We start from the raw sequence: 17,818 nt of genomic DNA on the forward strand, positions 1-17,818 counted from the left end.
GAGGCTTTATGATCAATCGTTATTCAAGACCTGAAATGCGACGTTTATTTGAAGATTCGGCTCGTTTCAACGCATGGCTTGAAGTTGAGCTATGTGCTGCGGAAGCATTTTCTGAAATGGGAGTTATTCCGCGTGACGATGTGAAAGTGCTGCGTGAACAAGCGCGCTTTGATATTAACCGAATTTACGAAATTGAACAAGAAACACGACACGATGTGGTTGCATTTACGCGTGCCGTTAGTGAGTCGCTCGGTGTTGAAAAACGATGGATTCATTATGGGTTAACAAGTACTGATGTTGTCGACACAGCGTATGGTTACATTTATAAGCAAGCGAATGAAATTCTTGAACAAGGAATCGTAACACTTCTTGAGTCATTAAGACTCCAAGCAATAAAATATAAAGACGTTCCAACAATCGGTCGTACCCACGGCGTCCATGCGGATATAACGAGTTTTGGTCTTAAGTTTGCATTATGGTATGACGAGATGAATCGTCAACTTGATCGCTTTCGCCATGCTCGAAAAGATATTGAAGCTGGGAAAATATCTGGCGCAGTTGGAAATTTTGCCAATACGCCACCATTCGTTCAAGATTATGTGTGTGAAAAACTTGGCATTACGTCAACGCATATTTCGACACAGGTGCTCCAACGTGATCGCCACGCTTATTACATGTCAACACTAGCGCTTATTGCGACATCCATCGAGAAGATGGCGACCGAAATTCGCCACTTACAACGTACAGAAGTTCGTGAGGCTGAAGAGTATTTTAATCCAGGTCAGAAGGGTTCATCCGCAATGCCACATAAACGAAACCCAATCGGTAGCGAAAATATGAGTGGCTGTGCACGCGTAATTCGTGGCTATATGACAACCGCCTTTGAAAATGTTGCACTTTGGCATGAGCGTGATATTTCACATTCAAGTGCCGAACGCATTATTTTCCCAGATGCAATAATGTTACTCGATTACATGCTTGTTCGCTTTAACCGTATCGTTAGCAATCTTGTTGTCTATGAAGAAGTGATGATGAAGAACATTCATCTAACGCATGGTGTCATTTTTGCACAACGTGTGATGACGACTCTCATTGAAACAGGAGACATGAGTCGAGAAGGGGCATATGATTTTATTCAGCCACTCTCGATGCGTGCGTTCAATTCATCTGAACATTTCAAAAATGTCCTCTTAGAGGATAAAAGAATTTTAGATTACATGGATCTTCAAACATTGGAATCATGTTTCGATGTCGCATACTTCTTACGCGAAGTCGATACAATATATGAAAGGGTAAATATAAATGGAAATTAAAAAATGCATGGGATGTGGTAGCGAACTACAGATAGCACATGCGGATCAACGTGGTTATGCACGGTCGATGGATCACGACTATTGTCAATCATGCTTTAGGCTGAAACACTACCGTGATTTTAAACGAGTTAAAGCACGTGTTGATGATGGAGCAACGCTCGAATTTATTGATGGCTTCAAAGGTAATATTTTTTGGGTGTTGGATATCATGCACCTGAACCAAAGTATTCATACAGGATTATTGCGCTCACTCCGTGGTAAAAAAGTCGTACTTGTCGTGAATAAACGTGATTTACTACCAAAATCAGTATCAAATACTAAAATTGAGCATGCAATTATGCGTGCACTCCGTGACGAACCAGTATCAGTTATGGAAATAGTCTATGTTTCAGCTCTTAAACGAGAAACACTTGAACCACTGCTTCCGTATATCGAAAACGATGAAACGGCGTTTGTGGGTTGTGTGAATGCAGGTAAATCATCACTTCTCAACGCACTTCTTGGAAATCAGAACTTATCGGTATCTCCTGTTGCATCTACGACCGCAGATGTTGTTCGCATTGAAACAGGGCTTGGAGATGTTATTGATACACCAGGATTAAGTAATGAGACAGAACTTGTCGATAAAATCTCTGATGATACCTTAGTGTCATTGTCCCCACAAAAAACGATTAAGCCAACGGTTTTCCAAATTTATGAAAAGCAAACGATTCTATTTGGTAATTTGGGAGCAATCACCATTACGCCAAAGTCAACCGTCAACATCATTTCTTATTTACCGGTAACCTTAAAACGAATTAAACCAGAACGTTTGGATGCAAACTTAGCTCTAGAACACGAGTTCATGATCGAAAATCCAGAATATCGTCTTCGTAACTGGCCTCAGCTTGAAGACAAAATTGATATGGAAATCTATGACCTTGGATTCGTAAGCATTCAAGGCGAAACAGTGGCTGTCGAGACATACTTTGATAAGTCTGCTGTAATCACAATTAGAAAGGCAATGATTTAATGTTAAACAAAGATCAATTAAAAGAATTACGTCGTTTATCACACAATGAAAACGCAATCGTATCCGTAGGGAAGAATGGTATGACACCAACACTTCTCGAAAGTTTTGAATCCGCATTACTTGCACACAACCTTGTTAAGGTATCGATTCAAAAAAACTCAGACATTACCAAAGAAGCACTCATCGAAGAAATTGAAGATCGTTTTGGCGCAACAACTGTCAGCAAAGTAGGGCGTGTTGTTGTCTTCTACCGCTATAGCGTAAAAGGCCGTATTAAAGTTTGAGACATGTCATTTTATTTGGAGGGAGCTTTGATCCCATCCACTATGGTCATCTTGAGATAGCCAAAGCTGCTCTTGTATCACGTAATGCCGATGAGTTATGGTTTATTCCAACGAAACGAAGTCCGTTTAAAAATGATAGTACATCGTTTGACGATAGGAAACATATGATTGAGATGATGATTTCGGGACATAAAAAAATGTCCGTAAATTCTGTCGAATCGATGTTGCCAGAACCTTCATATTCGATTGATACTGTCAGTGAATTAAGAAAGCAGTTCCCTGATTACACGTTTGATTGGTTGATTGGTTCAGACCAACTTCCAAGAATGCATGAATGGAAACAATTTGATGTGCTTAAAGACAGTGTGCAATTTGTTGTATACAATCGAGGAACCGAACATTTAACAACCGATTATCCAATAATCTCTGGGAGCGTCTTTCCATACAGTTCGACTGAGATTCGTGAAGGGAAATCGATGGCTACCAAACCATCAATATTGCGATACATGACGGAACAAAGTTTGTATATGCAAACACTAAACAGAGCCAATCTCACACCCTATCGGGCAGAGCATGTGTTCCGAGTTGTCGCCTTAGCTCAAGAGTTAGCACGTGCACATAACGTTGATTATGAGGCAGTTACTTTAGCTGCGTATGCACACGATTTAAAAAAAGAGACAGATAAAGAAGATTTAAAAATGACCATGCAAGCAAAAGCACCGCAGCACGAAGTGTTACATCCAGCGTTCTATCATGCATTTGCTGCAAAATACTTACTCACACGGAAGTACTACATCAAAAACAAGCATGTTCTTCAGGCAATTGAAGGTCATGTTGATGGTCATAGTACGAATCCGGTGGGGATGATTCTTTACATAGCAGACAAGTGTGAGCGTGGTCGTTCGTGGGACAGCGAACCCTTTATTAAGCTCGCAAAACAAGATTTACGAAAAGGATTCAAAGCGTTACGAAAGTATCAACGTGAATTTGAACAAGCGAAAGGAAATTTAAAATGAAAGAATTAAAAGATTTAATTGTGGCGACGTTAGATGAACGTAAAGCCAACGATATAAAAGTTGTGGATTTTGAAAATGGAAACCCATTGGTAGATTACTTTGTTATAGCAGATGCAGCAAGTCATCGCCAAATTAAGGCACTTGCAGACCATGTTGTCGATGCAATAGAAAAAGCAGGATACAAAATTAAAACGGTTGAGAGTGAGCGAGAATCATCATGGATTCTCATTGATGCATATGATGTGGTTGCACATATTTTCTTAACGGAAGATCGTGCTCACTATAATTTAGAGAAACTATATCAGGATCTTATTAAATGAAAAGCTACTACGATGCACTCTTCTATGATCCAGAAGGGGCAAAACGCTACTACGACTTTGTAAACAAGCATGCAGTCGGACCGCGTGTCATTGAGTTTGCATGTGGAACTGGGGATATCATGAAGATGTTAAGCCCTGATTTTGAAGTTGTGGGTGTCGATATAGATCCTGAGATGATTGAAATTGCTCACCAAAAATATCCTGAGTTAAAGGACGTCACCACAGTTGGTGATTTCCTTGATTACACGCCTGAAGCACCCTTCGATACAGCTTTCTGTATTGGCGATAGTACCAACTACATTCTAACACCAGAAGATCTCGAACAATTTATTGAAACAATGAGTAATACTTCAAACCATTTAATTGTTGATTGTCATCATCCCCATAGACTTAATGAGTTCGCGGATGATTATTATGAAGAAGGCTCAACTGATACATTTGACTATGCATACCAAATTGAAGTCAATGAAGAACACTTGGTTCATGTCATCAATTTCTTGGACGGAACGTTTGATGCTATTTACCAATGGGTTTTTGATCCAAAACTCTTAATTGATGGATTCGAAAAACGTGGTTATAAAGTAACTGTGTACACAGATTATATTCATGAGGGTTTCTTACCTGAAGGTGAAAAAATTGTCTTAGTTGCAACAAAGGAGACACTATGATTCTCATAATTGGTGCAATGATTGAAGAAGTGTCGGCGCTGACACATAAAATGAAAAATGTTCATGAACAGACAGTGCAAGGGGTTAATGTATGGGAAGGGTTGCTATCTGATCAAACCGTTACCGTTGCTTTGAGTGGTGTAGGGAAGGTTAATGCAGCGTATACTGCATCGGTCCTTGTTCATGCTTTAAAACCTGAAGTTGTCATAAACATCGGAAGTGCCGGAGGATTGCAAAAAGGTCAAAATATTGGGGATGTTGTTGTAGCTGAAAAGCTTCAGTATCATGATCTCGATATCGGGCCTACAACCCATGAAGATCCTCGATTTATCTTTTATTCGGATGAAAAACTGATGGCGAAAGCTACAGAAACACTTAAAACATTAGAAATGCCATACCATCAAGGTTTAATTGTTACTGGTGATCAATTTATTACGAAGCATCAGCCACAATTTAATGTTATCCAACAAACATTTCCACACGCAATTTGTGTTGAGATGGAAGCGGCTGCGATTGCAGCAGTATGTGCACGTTCGAAAACACCGTTTATTGTTTTACGTAGCTTAAGTGATGTAACATTTATTGAGGGAAATGAAATATCCTTCGATGAATATTTACCGATTGCCAGTGCAAATTCCGCAAACATTTGTGAATTATTTGTTCAAAATCTATAATTAAAAACCTTCTGGTAATCAGAAGGTTTTTTTATGATGTTTATTAATAATAAGCGATATTTCACAAGATAATGCGGAGGTGAACTATGTTAAGTCCGTATGTTTTTTATTAGTGAAATAAATAACATATTATTTTATATAGCAAAACGTGAAGAAAAAAATAACTTATAATGTATATATAAACAGTTTTGTTTAACGGGGGGGTTATTATGAAACGTTTAAAATCAATTGCTATCATTGCGTTAGCAATGCTTTTATACATTGGTTCAATCTATCCGGCGATGGCTATAGATGCAACGCAAACATCTACAGAAACCACCAGTCAGGAGCAAATGTACACGGATGATAAGACAGAAAAAGCGACAATTTCCACTGAAATTGAAGAAGAAACCTCCATCCGCGATGAAAAGACAGATGAAACTACTGATACAAATGCTGAAACTACAAATGTTGATGAGCTAGAAGATCGTACTGATGATCAAATTGATGACGAAGAAAAGGATGATGAACCATCCCAATTAGCGAAAGAACAATTAGTAGACCCTGTAACGGATTCAATACAACCTGCATCAGCTGAAGCCATGCAATATGATATCGCGAATATTCAAACTGTGGCAGAGTTGCAAGAAGCGATTGTAAATGTTCAAGATGGACAAACGATTAAACTTGCACCAACATTTATCTCAGGGCCAATGTCAGTAGCAATTCCTGATGTCGCCTTTACCATAGATGGTAATAATGTAAACTGGACTGAAGGAAAAATAACGTTAACTGGAAATGGAAACAAGACATTAACGATAACCAATATTCATTTAAATGGTTCAGGAAGAAATGGGTACATCTTTGAAGATGGACGTCGTTCCGGAACGTTAAATTTTACAAACTCAAGTATCTCAAATAGTGCTGATGGGACAATGAAGTTAAATGTTACGACTGTCTTGGAGGGTATGTACATTCATGATAGTAAAGGTCATAACACTGGGTCTGCAATTTGGATTAGCTCAGATGTTGACTTAACTGTTCGAAATTCAACCATTGCAAACAACGTTGGGTCAGCATCTGGCTATGAAGCAGGTGCAATCTCGACTAAAGGGTATACGGCGGTTATGACTATTGAAAACTCAGTATTCCGAAACAACGTTAATGTGGGATTTTACTCAGGAGTACTAGGTGGTGGCGGTGGTGCCATTCACATGAATAATTTTAATGGGACATTGAACATCAAACAATCAGTCTTTGATAACAACAAAGCACAAGGGAGTGCAAGCTCTCCAAGCCGTACTGCTGATGATGGTGGAGCAATATTCATTAAAAATGCGAATCCAAACTCGACCCTAAACATCTCGGAGTCGACCTTCTCCAACAACTTCGCATCTGATGATGGTGGAGCAATAATGGTTGAAGGTAAAGGGAAAACATATATTTCGAACAGTACCTTTACCGATAATCTAGCATTGGGATTGAACGGAGGAAATCTATCAGGTGGTGCGATTCAATTCTTCAAAATTGGTCTTTTTAGCTCCATGACCAATAATGTCACAAACTCAACTTTTGTAAATAATCAAGCGGGTAATGAGTCCTCACGCCAAAATCAAAACGGCGGGGCTATCGGGCTTAGTGGTCAATACGGAAGCAATAGTGCATCCATTAAGGGGAGTCTTTTTGCCGGTAACCGCGTATATGATGCCAACGGGAACCTCAATGTGGCAAGTGACTATAAAGATGTATCCAGGCTCGGGGGAACTGATTTAGGATCGAACAATGTCATTAATCTCGATGCCAATACACATCCTTTAAAGTCAGTATTTGGAAATGACAATGTAACATTAGAAGCGAATAGCACACAATTTGTTGCAGGTTACAACCAAGAACCGATTCTAACACTAATCATAAAACCGGATGGTGTTGCCGATAACACTAATAATGATGTAACTGGTACTACCGATCAACGTGGTTATGCCCGTCATAAAGCAAATGGGGCGGTACAGATTGCGTCAATTCGATACAATGCAAATGGTGGTCGCTATGAGCTCGAAACCTTAGATCGATATCAAGGTAAAGTCTATTACGAAGCTGCCGCTGATGGCAAAATCTACGACTACTATACTGTCAGCGTGATTGGAGGAACTGGATCGACATTGAATCCTGATACTTCGAAGTTAGGTCGAGATGGATTCCGATTTATTGGATGGGCCCTTCAACCGGATGCTACAGAGCTAGTCTACGGACCAGATGAAATCATCAACTATCAAGCAGAAAACCAAGTGCTTTATGCGCTTTGGGAAGAAATCCCAACAACATTCTCAATTAAATACTTTGGAAACACAAATACGGCCGGTGAGGCACCAATTGATGTAACTGAGTACTTAGAAGGAGCGACTGCGACACTTCTTGGTGAAGGTACACTCATTAAAGATGGTTACCGATTCATTGGTTGGAATACACAAGCTGATGGATTAGGGACAGTATACCTTCCACAGGATACACTGACGATGACAGAAAATGTTTCATTGTATGCAATGTGGGATGTCATTCCAGTAACGTATCGAATTACCTATTTTGGAAATAGCCATACTGCGGGAGTTGTTCCAATCGATATCAATAACTATCTCAACGGTGCACAAACCAAAATATTAGGTGCGCGAAATCTTATTAAGTTTGGATATCAATTTACAGGGTGGAATACGAAAGCAGATGGAACGGGTGATGCTTATGTAGGTGGTCAGGACATCATAATATCTCAAGACTTAGATCTTTATGCTCAATGGATGAAATTACCTGAAAAATATGTTGTGGTGTATGATGGAAACGGACATACTGCAGGAACTGAGCCGGTTGATGCGAATGCGTATGAAACCCAAGCCCTTGTTTCTGTTAAAGGTCCAGAAACACTCCTGAAAACAGGATACACATTTATGGGTTGGAATACACAAAAAGACGGTACAGGAACAACGTATCGCGAAGGTTCTCAGATGACGATTACAGACAATGTAACGCTTTATGCCATTTGGACAAAAGAGGGCATCACGGAAACATATCGTGTAATGTATGATGGAAATGGATTTACTGACGGATCAGTTCCAGTAGATACAAAACAGTATTTAGACGGTGAAGTCGCTGTAATTGCGAGCCCAACGATGACGCGTAAAGGCTATACATTTGTCGGGTGGAATACGCAATCGGATGGTCAAGGTACAGCCTTCGCAATTGGTCAAGAAGTTACAATGCATGCTGATGTGAATGTATTTGCTATCTGGAAAAAGGATAAAGTAGTCCTTCCTCCAACAGGTGTTACATCGCATCAAACTGGTTATATCATACTTGCTTCTGGTGTCATACTGCGTGTACTTACAACAAAAAGACGTAAAGTCAAAGCATAACAAAAAAGGTACCTTCTAAGAGGGTACCCTTTTTCAATAAAAAAACTGGCTTATGATTTATATAAGCCAGTCCAAAGTTTGTTGTTGAAGAACCATGTTCTTAATTCATCTACAGTCATTGGTTTTTTAGAATTAAACGAAATGCTTGATTCTACGTTAAGTTGATTTTTTGTTGTATCAAAGTTTGCATAAACAAACGCAGGATACGAATCGACACCAAATAAATTCTTAAGACGGGTTCCGGTCATATTCTCAGCACTGCTAATATCAATTGAAACAATTTCCGGTGTTGGACGTTTCTCTTGTTCTTTAGCGAGTGGTGTCAGAATAGAATTAATTACATAATCGGAATCGGATTTACCATCACGAATTAAAAATACGTGATTACCAGGGTTTTCTTTTGAATATTTTGAAATGTCATCGATTGAAATAGATGTAGAAATTACAGAATCAACTGTGTCTACAGTACGCGTCATCGCTACTGTTTGACTACTAAATTGGTTATAAAGTCCAATGAATATCGCAACTATAGCAAACGCTGTAAATGCAACGAGTATTATTTTTTTAGCCATAATGTCTCCTCACTCACGAATTTACTTTACCACGCTTCACAGAAGAAAGCAAATTTCGACTTTCATAACCTTTTGTTTATTGTGAAATTACGCTATAATAGACAAGATAAGAATGGGGGTAACTATGTTCCTCAAGAAAATTGAAATGCAAGGATTTAAATCCTTTGCAGATAAAGTAGTCATAAATTTCGAGGATCCTGTAACTGGTGTGGTTGGTCCTAATGGTTGCGGTAAAAGTAACATTAGTGATGCGATACGATGGGTATTAGGTGAACAATCAGTAAAATCGATGCGTGGGTCAAGTATGACAGACGTTATTTTTAACGGTTCTGAGAACCGAAAAAAAGTAAATTTAGCTGAAGTAACGCTTGTCTTTGATAATGGTTCTAAACCATTAAACAGTGATTACGAAGAAGTTGAAGTTACACGACGTTTATACCGTGATACGCGTGAATCAGAGTATCTGATTAATAAGACAGCTGTGCGTCTTCGTGACATTCATGATTTGGTTATGGATACTGGGTTAGGACGAGATTCACTGTCCATTATCTCACAAGGAACAATTTCGTATTTTGCGGAAGCCAAACCACAAGAACGTCGTATGATATTCGAAGAGGCGGCAGGTGTTTCGAAATACAAGAAACGAAAAATTGAATCCATCAACAAGTTGGAGCGAACACGTGAAAACATGGAACGGATGCAAGACATTGTTGATGAAGTTGAACGTCAAGTGAATTCACTAAAACGTGCAGCTAAAAAAGCAGAACAATATCGTGATAAAAAAGAACTCCTACAAGCAGTAGAAGTTTCGGTATTGGTTAAAGAAATTCAAGAATTCACTGAAGCAAACGAAGTTATCAAACAAAACTTATTTAAAATTGATGCCGAACTTGCTTCACTTGAGACATCTGAAGGGGTTTACGAACACGAATTAGAATCCAAACGCCAAGCACTCCATGAATTGGATCGTGATGTTTCAAAAGCACAAGAACACATGATGGCAGCGATTCGCGAAATCGGACTCTTGGAAACGCGAAAAGTTGAAATTGAAGAACGCCGTAAATATACGCTGGAAGTTGGAAATGCCCAAGAAAAAGCGAAAGAAATGCGAGCACAGCTCAACGATGCAAAACTTGAATACGATGATCGTAAAGCACGCCATCAAGAATTAAGTGCAGAAGTTGAAATGTTGGTTGAAAACAGCTATGAACGAAATCGCAAACTTGCAGATCAGCAACAAGATGTCGCTCGACTTACAACAGCAATTCAACAGTTAGAAAACCGACTCAATATTGTAAATTCACGATTGGAACGTCCTTATGAGTCAAATCATGGTGTTCAAGCAATTATGAATAACAAGAGTTCGTTATTTGGTGTTCATGATGTTGTGGGTAATGTATTTACTGCAACTGAAAATTATGAAATTGCAATTACGACAGCATTAGCAGGCTCCATGATGCATCTGGTAACAAATGATGACAAGGCAGCTGTTAATGCGATTAACTTCTTGAAAAAGAACAATGCGGGTCGTGCAACATTTATTCCGTTAACCGTTGCGAAGCCTCGCAGTGTTTCAGAGGATGCAATTACGGTTGCATCACACGTTGATGGCTTTGCAGGTGTGGCCAGCGAATTTGTAACAAATGATGCAGTTTATGATCAGTTACGTGACAGTTTGCTTGGAAATGTGCTCGTCGTGAATACGATTGAAGCAGCTAACCGAATCGCAAAAATGTTGAACCACAACTATAAAATCGTAACTATGGATGGTGATGTGATTCACCGTGGTGGAACGATGACGGGTGGTAAAAACCGCAATAACAACACTTCTGTTATGACACTAAAAAAAGATAAAGAGAATCTTGAACAAGAAATCATCCAAAATAAAGAAAAGCTTATCTTAAGCGAAAATGCCATGCACGCATTAACAACAACGCATAAAAACGAAAGTGATATCTTAATGCAACGCCGTATTTCGCTAGCGCAATTGGAACCGCTCTTAGATGTTAAACGATCCAAATATGAACGATTAAAACAAGAGTATGAAGATTTAAATCCTGATGATGTCACAGAAGTACCAGAAGGGGAAGGCGATGATATTGTCGCACAACTCAATAAAGCTTACATGGAACGTGACGAACTCACCACTAACATTGCATTGATGCGGGAACAACGCCAAGGCATTAGCACTGAAATTCAACGGAAAGAGATTCTGTTACGTCAGTATCGTCAAGATTTAAATGGTCTCACACAAAAACGTCATCAACTAGCACTAGATATTACTAAAAACAATACACGTTTGGAAACAGGATTAGAGCGATTATCATCTGAATACCAAATGACGTATGACTATGCATTTGAAAACGTATATGACCAAGATGCAGCAATGAGTCGTGATGAAGTCCTTAAACTTCGTAATGAACTTACAGCGCTTGGAAATGTGAACCTGGAAGCGCCTGAAGAATATGCGGAGACGAAAGAACGTTATGAATTCTATACGACGCAACTTGAAGATCTTCATGGCGCACGCGACAAGTTACTTGCTGTCATCGAAGAAATGGATACAATCATGGTCAAGCAATTCAAAGAAATGTTCGACAAAATTAACGAGGAACTTCCGGCTGTCTTTAGTGCCTTATTTGGTGGCGGACGCGCTCGTTTAATTCTTGAAGATGAAAATGACTTACTTAATACGGGGGTTGATATCGATGTACAGCCTCCCGGAAAATCAGTACAAAATATTCGACTATTTTCTGGTGGTGAAAAATCACTGATTGCAATATCAGTTCTATTTGCAATTCTTAAAGCACGTCATGTACCACTTTGTATCTTTGATGAAGTCGAAGCAGCACTTGATTCCGCGAACGTTGAACGTTTTGCAAACTATATTCGAAAATTTAGCGATGATACACAATTTATCGTAATTACACACCGTCCAGGAACGATGGCGCAAGCTGATGTCTTATATGGTGTGACGATGCCTACAAAAGGTGTTTCGTCAATGTTACGTGTCCGACTTGAGGAAGCAGTAGAAATGAAGGAGGCGAAAGCATAATGGGATTTTTTGACAAATTAAAACAATCGTTCTCTAAAAAAGAAGACAAAGAGTTATACAGTACGGGGCTAGATTCAACAAAAGCAACGTTTGGTACAAAACTCAAAGAAATGTTTACAGGAAAGCCAAAATTTGATGATGCATGGTATGATCATTTGCTTGCGGTTTTAATCCAATCAGACGTTTCATTAAAAAGTGCACAAAAAATAATCAAGGCATTTCGTAAAGAAGTTAAGCCTTCAATGACGCAAGAAGAGAGTTTAGAGACCCTAGCAGGGGTTATGATGCGCCAATATGGTGAAAATATCGAACCCTATGCACTTGAAGATGGTCGTCTAAATGCTATACTAGTTGTTGGTGTTAATGGGTCGGGTAAAACGACGACATGTGCCAAACTTGCACACTACTATAAATCCGAAGGAAAACGCGTTCTCCTGGTTGGAGGCGATACCTTTAGAGCAGCTGGTAGTAATCAATTAAAAGTTTGGGCAGATGAAATTGGTGTTGATTTTATTGGAGGCGATGAGGGTCGTGATGCTGCGTCAGTTTATGTTGATGCAGCGCGTCATGCGAAAGCAGAAGCGTATGATGTCATGATTTGCGATAGCGCAGGTCGTCTTCAAAATAAAGTCAACTTAATGAAAGAACTCGACAAAATGAAACGTGTTTTAGAACGTGAAGTTGGCGCAATCGACCATACATATCTTGTGATTGATGGAAATACAGGCCAAAACGGTTTGTTACAAGCAAAAACTTTCACCGAAGTTACGCCAATTGATTCATTAATTGTTACAAAACTCGATGGTTCACCAAAAGGTGGAGTTCTCCTAAGTATAAAGGATGAACTGGGTATCAAAGTAAGTCATATTGGATTGGGTGAAAAAATGGAAGATTTACGCCCATTTGATATTGAAGCATACCTCTATAACCTTGTGAGTGACAATGCCTGATGAATATTGAAAAAACAGTATTTTTAAATAAGCTGTTCGATTATTATGAGAAACTACTGACCCAACGTCAGCAGGAGGTCTTTCGATATTATTATCATGATGATTTATCATATCAAGAGATTGCCGATATTCTTGGAATTAGTCGTGCGGCCGTGTTCGATAATTTAAATCGAACTTCAAAGTTATTGATCGAGTACGAAGAAAAACTCGGTGTAGCAAATGGTTATCAGACGTTGTTTGATAAACTGTATGCTCTTGAAAACAATGACGTCAATGCCATACTCGATACATTTATCAAAGGGAGGAAATTATGAGTAAAGTATTAGCAGTAAATGCCGGAAGTAGTTCATTAAAATTCCAATTATTGGAAATGCCAGAAGCTACAATTTTAGTAAACGGAATCGTTGAGCGTATTGGATTAAATGATTCAATCTTAACATTCAAATATGATGGAAAAAAAGAAACAGTTACAATGGATATTCCAGATCATCAACTTGCAGCGGACCTTGTTTTAAGTGGCCTCGTTGAAAAAAATATTGTTTCTGACTTATCAGAAATTGAAGCAGCTGGACACCGTGTCGTTCACGGGGGAGAGTATTTCCAAGGATCAGTAATTTGTGATGAATATTCAATTTCAAAAGTTGAAGAATTGGCAGATTTAGCACCATTACATAACCCTGCAAACTTAATCGGATACCGTGCATTTAGTAAAGAATTACCAAATGCGACACATATCTTTGCATTTGACACAGCATTCCACCAAACAATGCCTGAAGAAGTATTTATGTATGCTTTACCATATGACTACTATACAGATCATAAAGTACGTCGTTATGGTGCACACGGTGTTTCTCATGACTATGTTTCAAAACGTACTGCAGAACTCATGGGTCGTGATGAACAAGGATTACGTGTTATTACACTTCACCTAGGAAACGGTGCTTCTGTAAGTGCTGTAAAAGATGGTATTTGTGTAAATACATCAATGGGATTCACACCATTAGCAGGTCTTATCATGGGAACACGTACTGGTGATTTGGATCCAGCAATCGTGACATACCTTATGAGAAAAGAAAACATTTCAGCAGAAGAAGTCTTAAACATCTTCAACAAAAAATCAGGAATGGCTGGAATCAGTGGGATTTCAAGTGATGCACGTGATATCGAAAATGCTATTGAAAAAGGACACGAGCGTGCTATCTTAACACGTAAAATGTATGCACAACGCGTACTTGAGTACGTTGGTGCATATGCACTTCAAATGGGCGGTGTAGACGTAATTGCGTTCACAGCTGGTTTGGGCGAAAACGACAACGGCACCCGTGCTGCAGTTCTTGATGTTATTAAAGAAGGACTTGGTATTGAGTACGATCCAGCACTTAATGATGCAACACATGGCGATGAAGTTCGTTTAAGTACAGATGCATCAAAAGTTGCTGTTTGGGTTGTTCCAACAAATGAAGAATTGATGATTGCACAAGATGCATTCCGCATTCACAATGAAGGGTAGTCAAGAACTGCTTCAACTCATTGAAGCCTACGATACAATTGCTGTCTTTCGTCATGTAAATCCAGATGGTGATGCTTTGGGATCACAGGTTGGGTTTGCAAAATGGGTGAAGCATAATTATCCTAATAAGACCGTTCACCTTTTAGGGTCAAATGACCATCATTATTCAATTTATCCAATGATGGATGACGTTGAATTATCGGGTGAATTTCTATCAGTTGTTATTGATACAGCTAACCGCCCACGCATTGACGATGAGCGTTACACTCTAGGTAAACAACTTGTTAAGATTGATCACCATCCAGAAGTTGATCCATATGGCGACTTACAGATGGTGGATACATCACGTGGAAGTGCGTGTGAAATCGTCACCGATATTCTCCGTGGTTTTGACAAGTCATTTACCGAAGATATTGCGAATACACTATTAAGTGGAATTTTAACAGATACAATTCGTTTCTCAACAGAAGCGACATCTGGAAAAACTCTTGCATCAGCATCCTTTTTAATTGAACAAGGTGCAAACATTTCTAAATTGAATCAAGATCTCTTTACACAACCTCGCGCAGTCTTTGAACTTAAAAATAAGATTGCACAGTTTGTAGAAGTCAAAGAAGCACATTCTTTCATAGTCATGGATTCCGAACGCATTGCTGAAGTAGGTTCTACAAGTAAGCAAATTAAAGGATTTGTCAATGTAATGTCAGGTGTTCAAGAATTTAGCATTTGGGCAATCTTTACTCAAGATGAAGATGGCTCATATGAAGGTTCAATTCGCTCACGCGAGTACACAATTAACGATATTGCACAACAATTTGGTGGCGGTGGTCACCGATTGGCATCTGGCGTCAGCAAACTTACGAAAGAAAATGTATCTGAAATCATTGAAATTCTTGCAAAACGAAGTATTGGAGAATAAGAAAAAGAACAGTTGCCTAAGGGCAACTGCTTTTTCACACTATAGAGGGGAAAGATTATGATGACTTGGTTTTTGGAACAACAACCTGTAATTCAAGCACTTCTTGCGACACTCTTCACTTGGGGTGTTACAGCACTTGGTGCTGCCACTGTCTTCTTTTTTAAACGAATCCATAAAGGGGTTCTCAATGGAATGTTGGGCTTTGCGGCGGGGGTTATGATTGCCGCAAGCTTTTGGTCATTATTAGCACCAGCCATTGATATGGCTGAAGCTATTGATCAAAATGTCTTGCTCATTGTTGCAGGAGGTTTCTTATCAGGAGGCGCATTTTTATTTCTTGCAGATAAGATTTTACCTCACCTTCATTTAGGCCAACCAACTGATGAGGCAGAAGGAATCAAAACACATTGGCAACGCTCTGTTTTACTTGTGATGGCGATTACACTTCATAATATTCCTGAAGGGCTCGCCGTAGGGGTTGCTTTTGGTGCTGCTGCTCAAGGAATGCCAAGTGCAACTATTGCTGGTGCAATTGCCCTTGCAATAGGGATTGGTCTTCAAAACTTTCCTGAAGGGGCTGCTGTTTCAATTCCTTTGCGTCGCGAGGGAATGTCACGAAGTAAAGCATTTATGTATGGACAAGCAAGTGGGATTGTTGAACCGTTCGCAGGAATGATAGGCGCATATGCGGTAACTGTAATGCAACCCTTATTACCGTTTGCCTTAGCATTTGCGGCTGGTGCAATGATTTATGTTGTTGTTGAAGAGTTAATACCAGAAGCTCATATTGGTAACGATAATATGCGTTCAGACATTGCTACTATAGGATGTATGATTGGGTTTACCATCATGATGTTGTTGGATGTTGGATTGGGATAAAAGACCATTTTTAATGGTCTTTTATTTTGGTGATGGGAGATATGAGTTTATTGTGTATTCTTGTTCATTCAATTATATCTCAATATTGTGAATGTTTGTGAGGTGATGAAAGCCCTTTATCTTATTTAAAACGAAAGGGCAAAGGTGTATACTATATAGTATAAGTAAATTATTGGAGGCATTATGTTAACTGTAATAAACGAGTTTAAATTCAATGGGGAATATAAAAACCATAAGCCAGTTGGCGATGGTCACATTAATGACACGTATCTTGTCGATTTTGATACGAATCAATATGTTATTCAGCGCATCAATCATCAAATTTTTACCAATCCAGTTGGTTTGATGGAAAATGTCGAACGTGTTACGCAGTATATCAAGAAAATTGTCACTGAGGAAGGCGGAAATGCCGAACGTGAAGTTCTTGAAATTATCCGCACTCACGATGATGCATTATACACGCAAGATCTAGAAGGAAACTATTGGAGGGCTTACCAATATATCTCCAATGCTACATCTTTTAACTTGGTTGAAGATCCAGAAGTCTTCTATCAAAGTGGCGTTGCATTTGGTAAATTTCAATATCAACTCTCAGAATTTCCAGTAGAAACATTGCACTATACAATTGAGAAATTTCATCATACACCATCACGTTATGTAACTTTTGAAAAGACGATTGCCCGTGACCCACATAGTCGTGCTGCAGCAGTTCAAGAAGATATTAATTTCTATAAAGAACGAGCTGATTTCATGAACATCCTATGGGATCTGCATGAAAAAGGAGAAATGCCCCTTAAAGTCACGCATAATGACACAAAACTAAATAACGTCATGATAGACAATGTGACAAAACAAGCGTTATGTGTTGTGGATTTAGATACCGTCATGCCAGGGTTTGCGGTTGATGACTTTGGTGATGCCATTCGCTTTGGAGCCAGTACAGCTCTTGAAGATGAACAAGATCTGAATAAAGTAAACTTTAGTATTGAGTACTATGAAGCATTTACGAAAGGGTTCATCGAAGGTGGTAATGGATCATTTACGGATGTTGAGTTGGATCAATTTGCAGTCGGTGCTAAAATGATGACATTAGAATGTGGTATGCGTTTCTTAACGGATTACATTGATGGCGATAATTATTTCAAAACAGATTACGATACTCACAATCTTGTTCGCTCACGAACACAAATGAAACTGATTCAAGATATGGAAGCACAATGGGATGCGATGCATGCTGTTGTCAACAAATACAGATAAGGAGCAGTT

The 17,818-nt window shown here is 39.1% G+C and carries 16 protein-coding genes; 15 read left to right on the forward strand and 1 reads right to left on the reverse strand.

Annotation, left to right across the window (positions count from 1 at the left end):
* The first annotated feature begins 8 nt into the window (after positions 1 to 8).
* From purB to G7061_RS05740, 8 genes are all read left to right on the forward strand, one after another.
* Entirely contained in the window at positions 9 to 1,313 is a 1,305-nt protein-coding gene (gene purB, locus G7061_RS05705; RefSeq protein WP_166119618.1) for an adenylosuccinate lyase, read from the forward strand.
* A complete protein-coding gene (gene rsgA / locus G7061_RS05710; RefSeq protein ID WP_166119621.1) occupies positions 1,303 to 2,325 on the forward strand; it encodes a GTPase RsgA in 1,023 nt (340 codons plus the stop codon). Before purB ends, rsgA begins: the two co-directional genes overlap by 11 nt.
* Positions 2,325 to 2,609: a YhbY family RNA-binding protein gene (locus G7061_RS05715; RefSeq protein ID WP_159636377.1), complete on the forward strand. Its 285-nt coding sequence runs from the start codon at positions 2,325 to 2,327 to the stop codon at positions 2,607 to 2,609. The genes rsgA and G7061_RS05715 overlap by 1 nt, the downstream gene beginning before the upstream one ends.
* The gene (nadD, locus tag G7061_RS05720) at positions 2,606 to 3,625 is read left to right on the forward strand and encodes a nicotinate (nicotinamide) nucleotide adenylyltransferase (RefSeq protein WP_166119624.1); all 1,020 of its coding nucleotides are present in this window, start codon (positions 2,606 to 2,608) and stop codon (positions 3,623 to 3,625) included. The genes G7061_RS05715 and nadD overlap by 4 nt, the downstream gene beginning before the upstream one ends.
* Positions 3,622 to 3,945 (forward strand): ribosome silencing factor, encoded by a 324-nt coding sequence (gene rsfS / locus G7061_RS05725; RefSeq protein ID WP_159636373.1) that lies wholly within the window; start codon positions 3,622 to 3,624, stop codon positions 3,943 to 3,945. The genes nadD and rsfS overlap by 4 nt, the downstream gene beginning before the upstream one ends.
* Entirely contained in the window at positions 3,942 to 4,613 is a 672-nt protein-coding gene (locus tag G7061_RS05730; protein WP_159641377.1) for a class I SAM-dependent methyltransferase, read from the forward strand. Before rsfS ends, G7061_RS05730 begins: the two co-directional genes overlap by 4 nt.
* Positions 4,610 to 5,287 carry a 5'-methylthioadenosine/adenosylhomocysteine nucleosidase gene (locus G7061_RS05735; protein WP_166119629.1) on the forward strand — a complete coding sequence of 226 codons (678 nt, stop codon included), beginning with the start codon at positions 4,610 to 4,612 and terminating at the stop codon, positions 5,285 to 5,287. Before G7061_RS05730 ends, G7061_RS05735 begins: the two co-directional genes overlap by 4 nt.
* Positions 5,288 to 5,496: 209 nt before the next feature.
* Positions 5,497 to 8,667, forward strand: coding sequence for an InlB B-repeat-containing protein (locus tag G7061_RS05740; protein ID WP_166119632.1), 3,171 nt, complete (start codon positions 5,497 to 5,499; stop codon positions 8,665 to 8,667).
* 50 nt (positions 8,668 to 8,717) lie between these two features.
* On the opposite strand, the gene G7061_RS05745 is transcribed toward G7061_RS05740, so the two are convergent.
* Positions 8,718 to 9,239, reverse strand: coding sequence for a hypothetical protein (locus G7061_RS05745; protein WP_159636365.1), 522 nt, complete (start codon positions 9,237 to 9,239; stop codon positions 8,718 to 8,720).
* A 124-nt stretch (positions 9,240 to 9,363) separates the two neighbouring features.
* Here G7061_RS05745 and G7061_RS05750 point away from each other — a divergent pair, with 124 nt between their 5' ends.
* From G7061_RS05750 to G7061_RS05780, 7 genes are all read left to right on the forward strand, one after another.
* Positions 9,364 to 12,294, forward strand: a complete 2,931-nt coding sequence (locus tag G7061_RS05750; RefSeq protein ID WP_166119636.1) for a chromosome segregation protein SMC — start codon at positions 9,364 to 9,366, stop codon at positions 12,292 to 12,294.
* Entirely contained in the window at positions 12,294 to 13,244 is a 951-nt protein-coding gene (gene ftsY, locus G7061_RS05755) for a signal recognition particle-docking protein FtsY (RefSeq protein WP_159641362.1), read from the forward strand. Before G7061_RS05750 ends, ftsY begins: the two co-directional genes overlap by 1 nt.
* Positions 13,244 to 13,558, forward strand: coding sequence for a YlxM family DNA-binding protein (gene ylxM, locus G7061_RS05760; protein WP_236261706.1), 315 nt, complete (start codon positions 13,244 to 13,246; stop codon positions 13,556 to 13,558). The genes ftsY and ylxM overlap by 1 nt, the downstream gene beginning before the upstream one ends.
* Positions 13,555 to 14,754, forward strand: coding sequence for an acetate/propionate family kinase (locus tag G7061_RS05765; protein WP_166119638.1), 1,200 nt, complete (start codon positions 13,555 to 13,557; stop codon positions 14,752 to 14,754). Before ylxM ends, G7061_RS05765 begins: the two co-directional genes overlap by 4 nt.
* Positions 14,744 to 15,673, forward strand: a complete 930-nt coding sequence (locus G7061_RS05770) for a bifunctional oligoribonuclease/PAP phosphatase NrnA (RefSeq protein ID WP_159641356.1) — start codon at positions 14,744 to 14,746, stop codon at positions 15,671 to 15,673. Before G7061_RS05765 ends, G7061_RS05770 begins: the two co-directional genes overlap by 11 nt.
* Positions 15,674 to 15,733: 60 nt before the next feature.
* Positions 15,734 to 16,552: a ZIP family metal transporter gene (locus G7061_RS05775; protein WP_159636886.1), complete on the forward strand. Its 819-nt coding sequence runs from the start codon at positions 15,734 to 15,736 to the stop codon at positions 16,550 to 16,552.
* 183 nt (positions 16,553 to 16,735) lie between these two features.
* The gene (locus G7061_RS05780; protein ID WP_159641353.1) at positions 16,736 to 17,809 is read left to right on the forward strand and encodes a phosphotransferase enzyme family protein; all 1,074 of its coding nucleotides are present in this window, start codon (positions 16,736 to 16,738) and stop codon (positions 17,807 to 17,809) included.
* Positions 17,810 to 17,818 lie beyond the last annotated feature (9 nt).

Origin of the sequence: Erysipelothrix sp. HDW6B (assembly GCF_011301115.1) — a bacterium.
Lineage (GTDB): Bacteria > Bacillota_I > Bacilli_A > Erysipelotrichales > Erysipelotrichaceae > Erysipelothrix > Erysipelothrix anatis.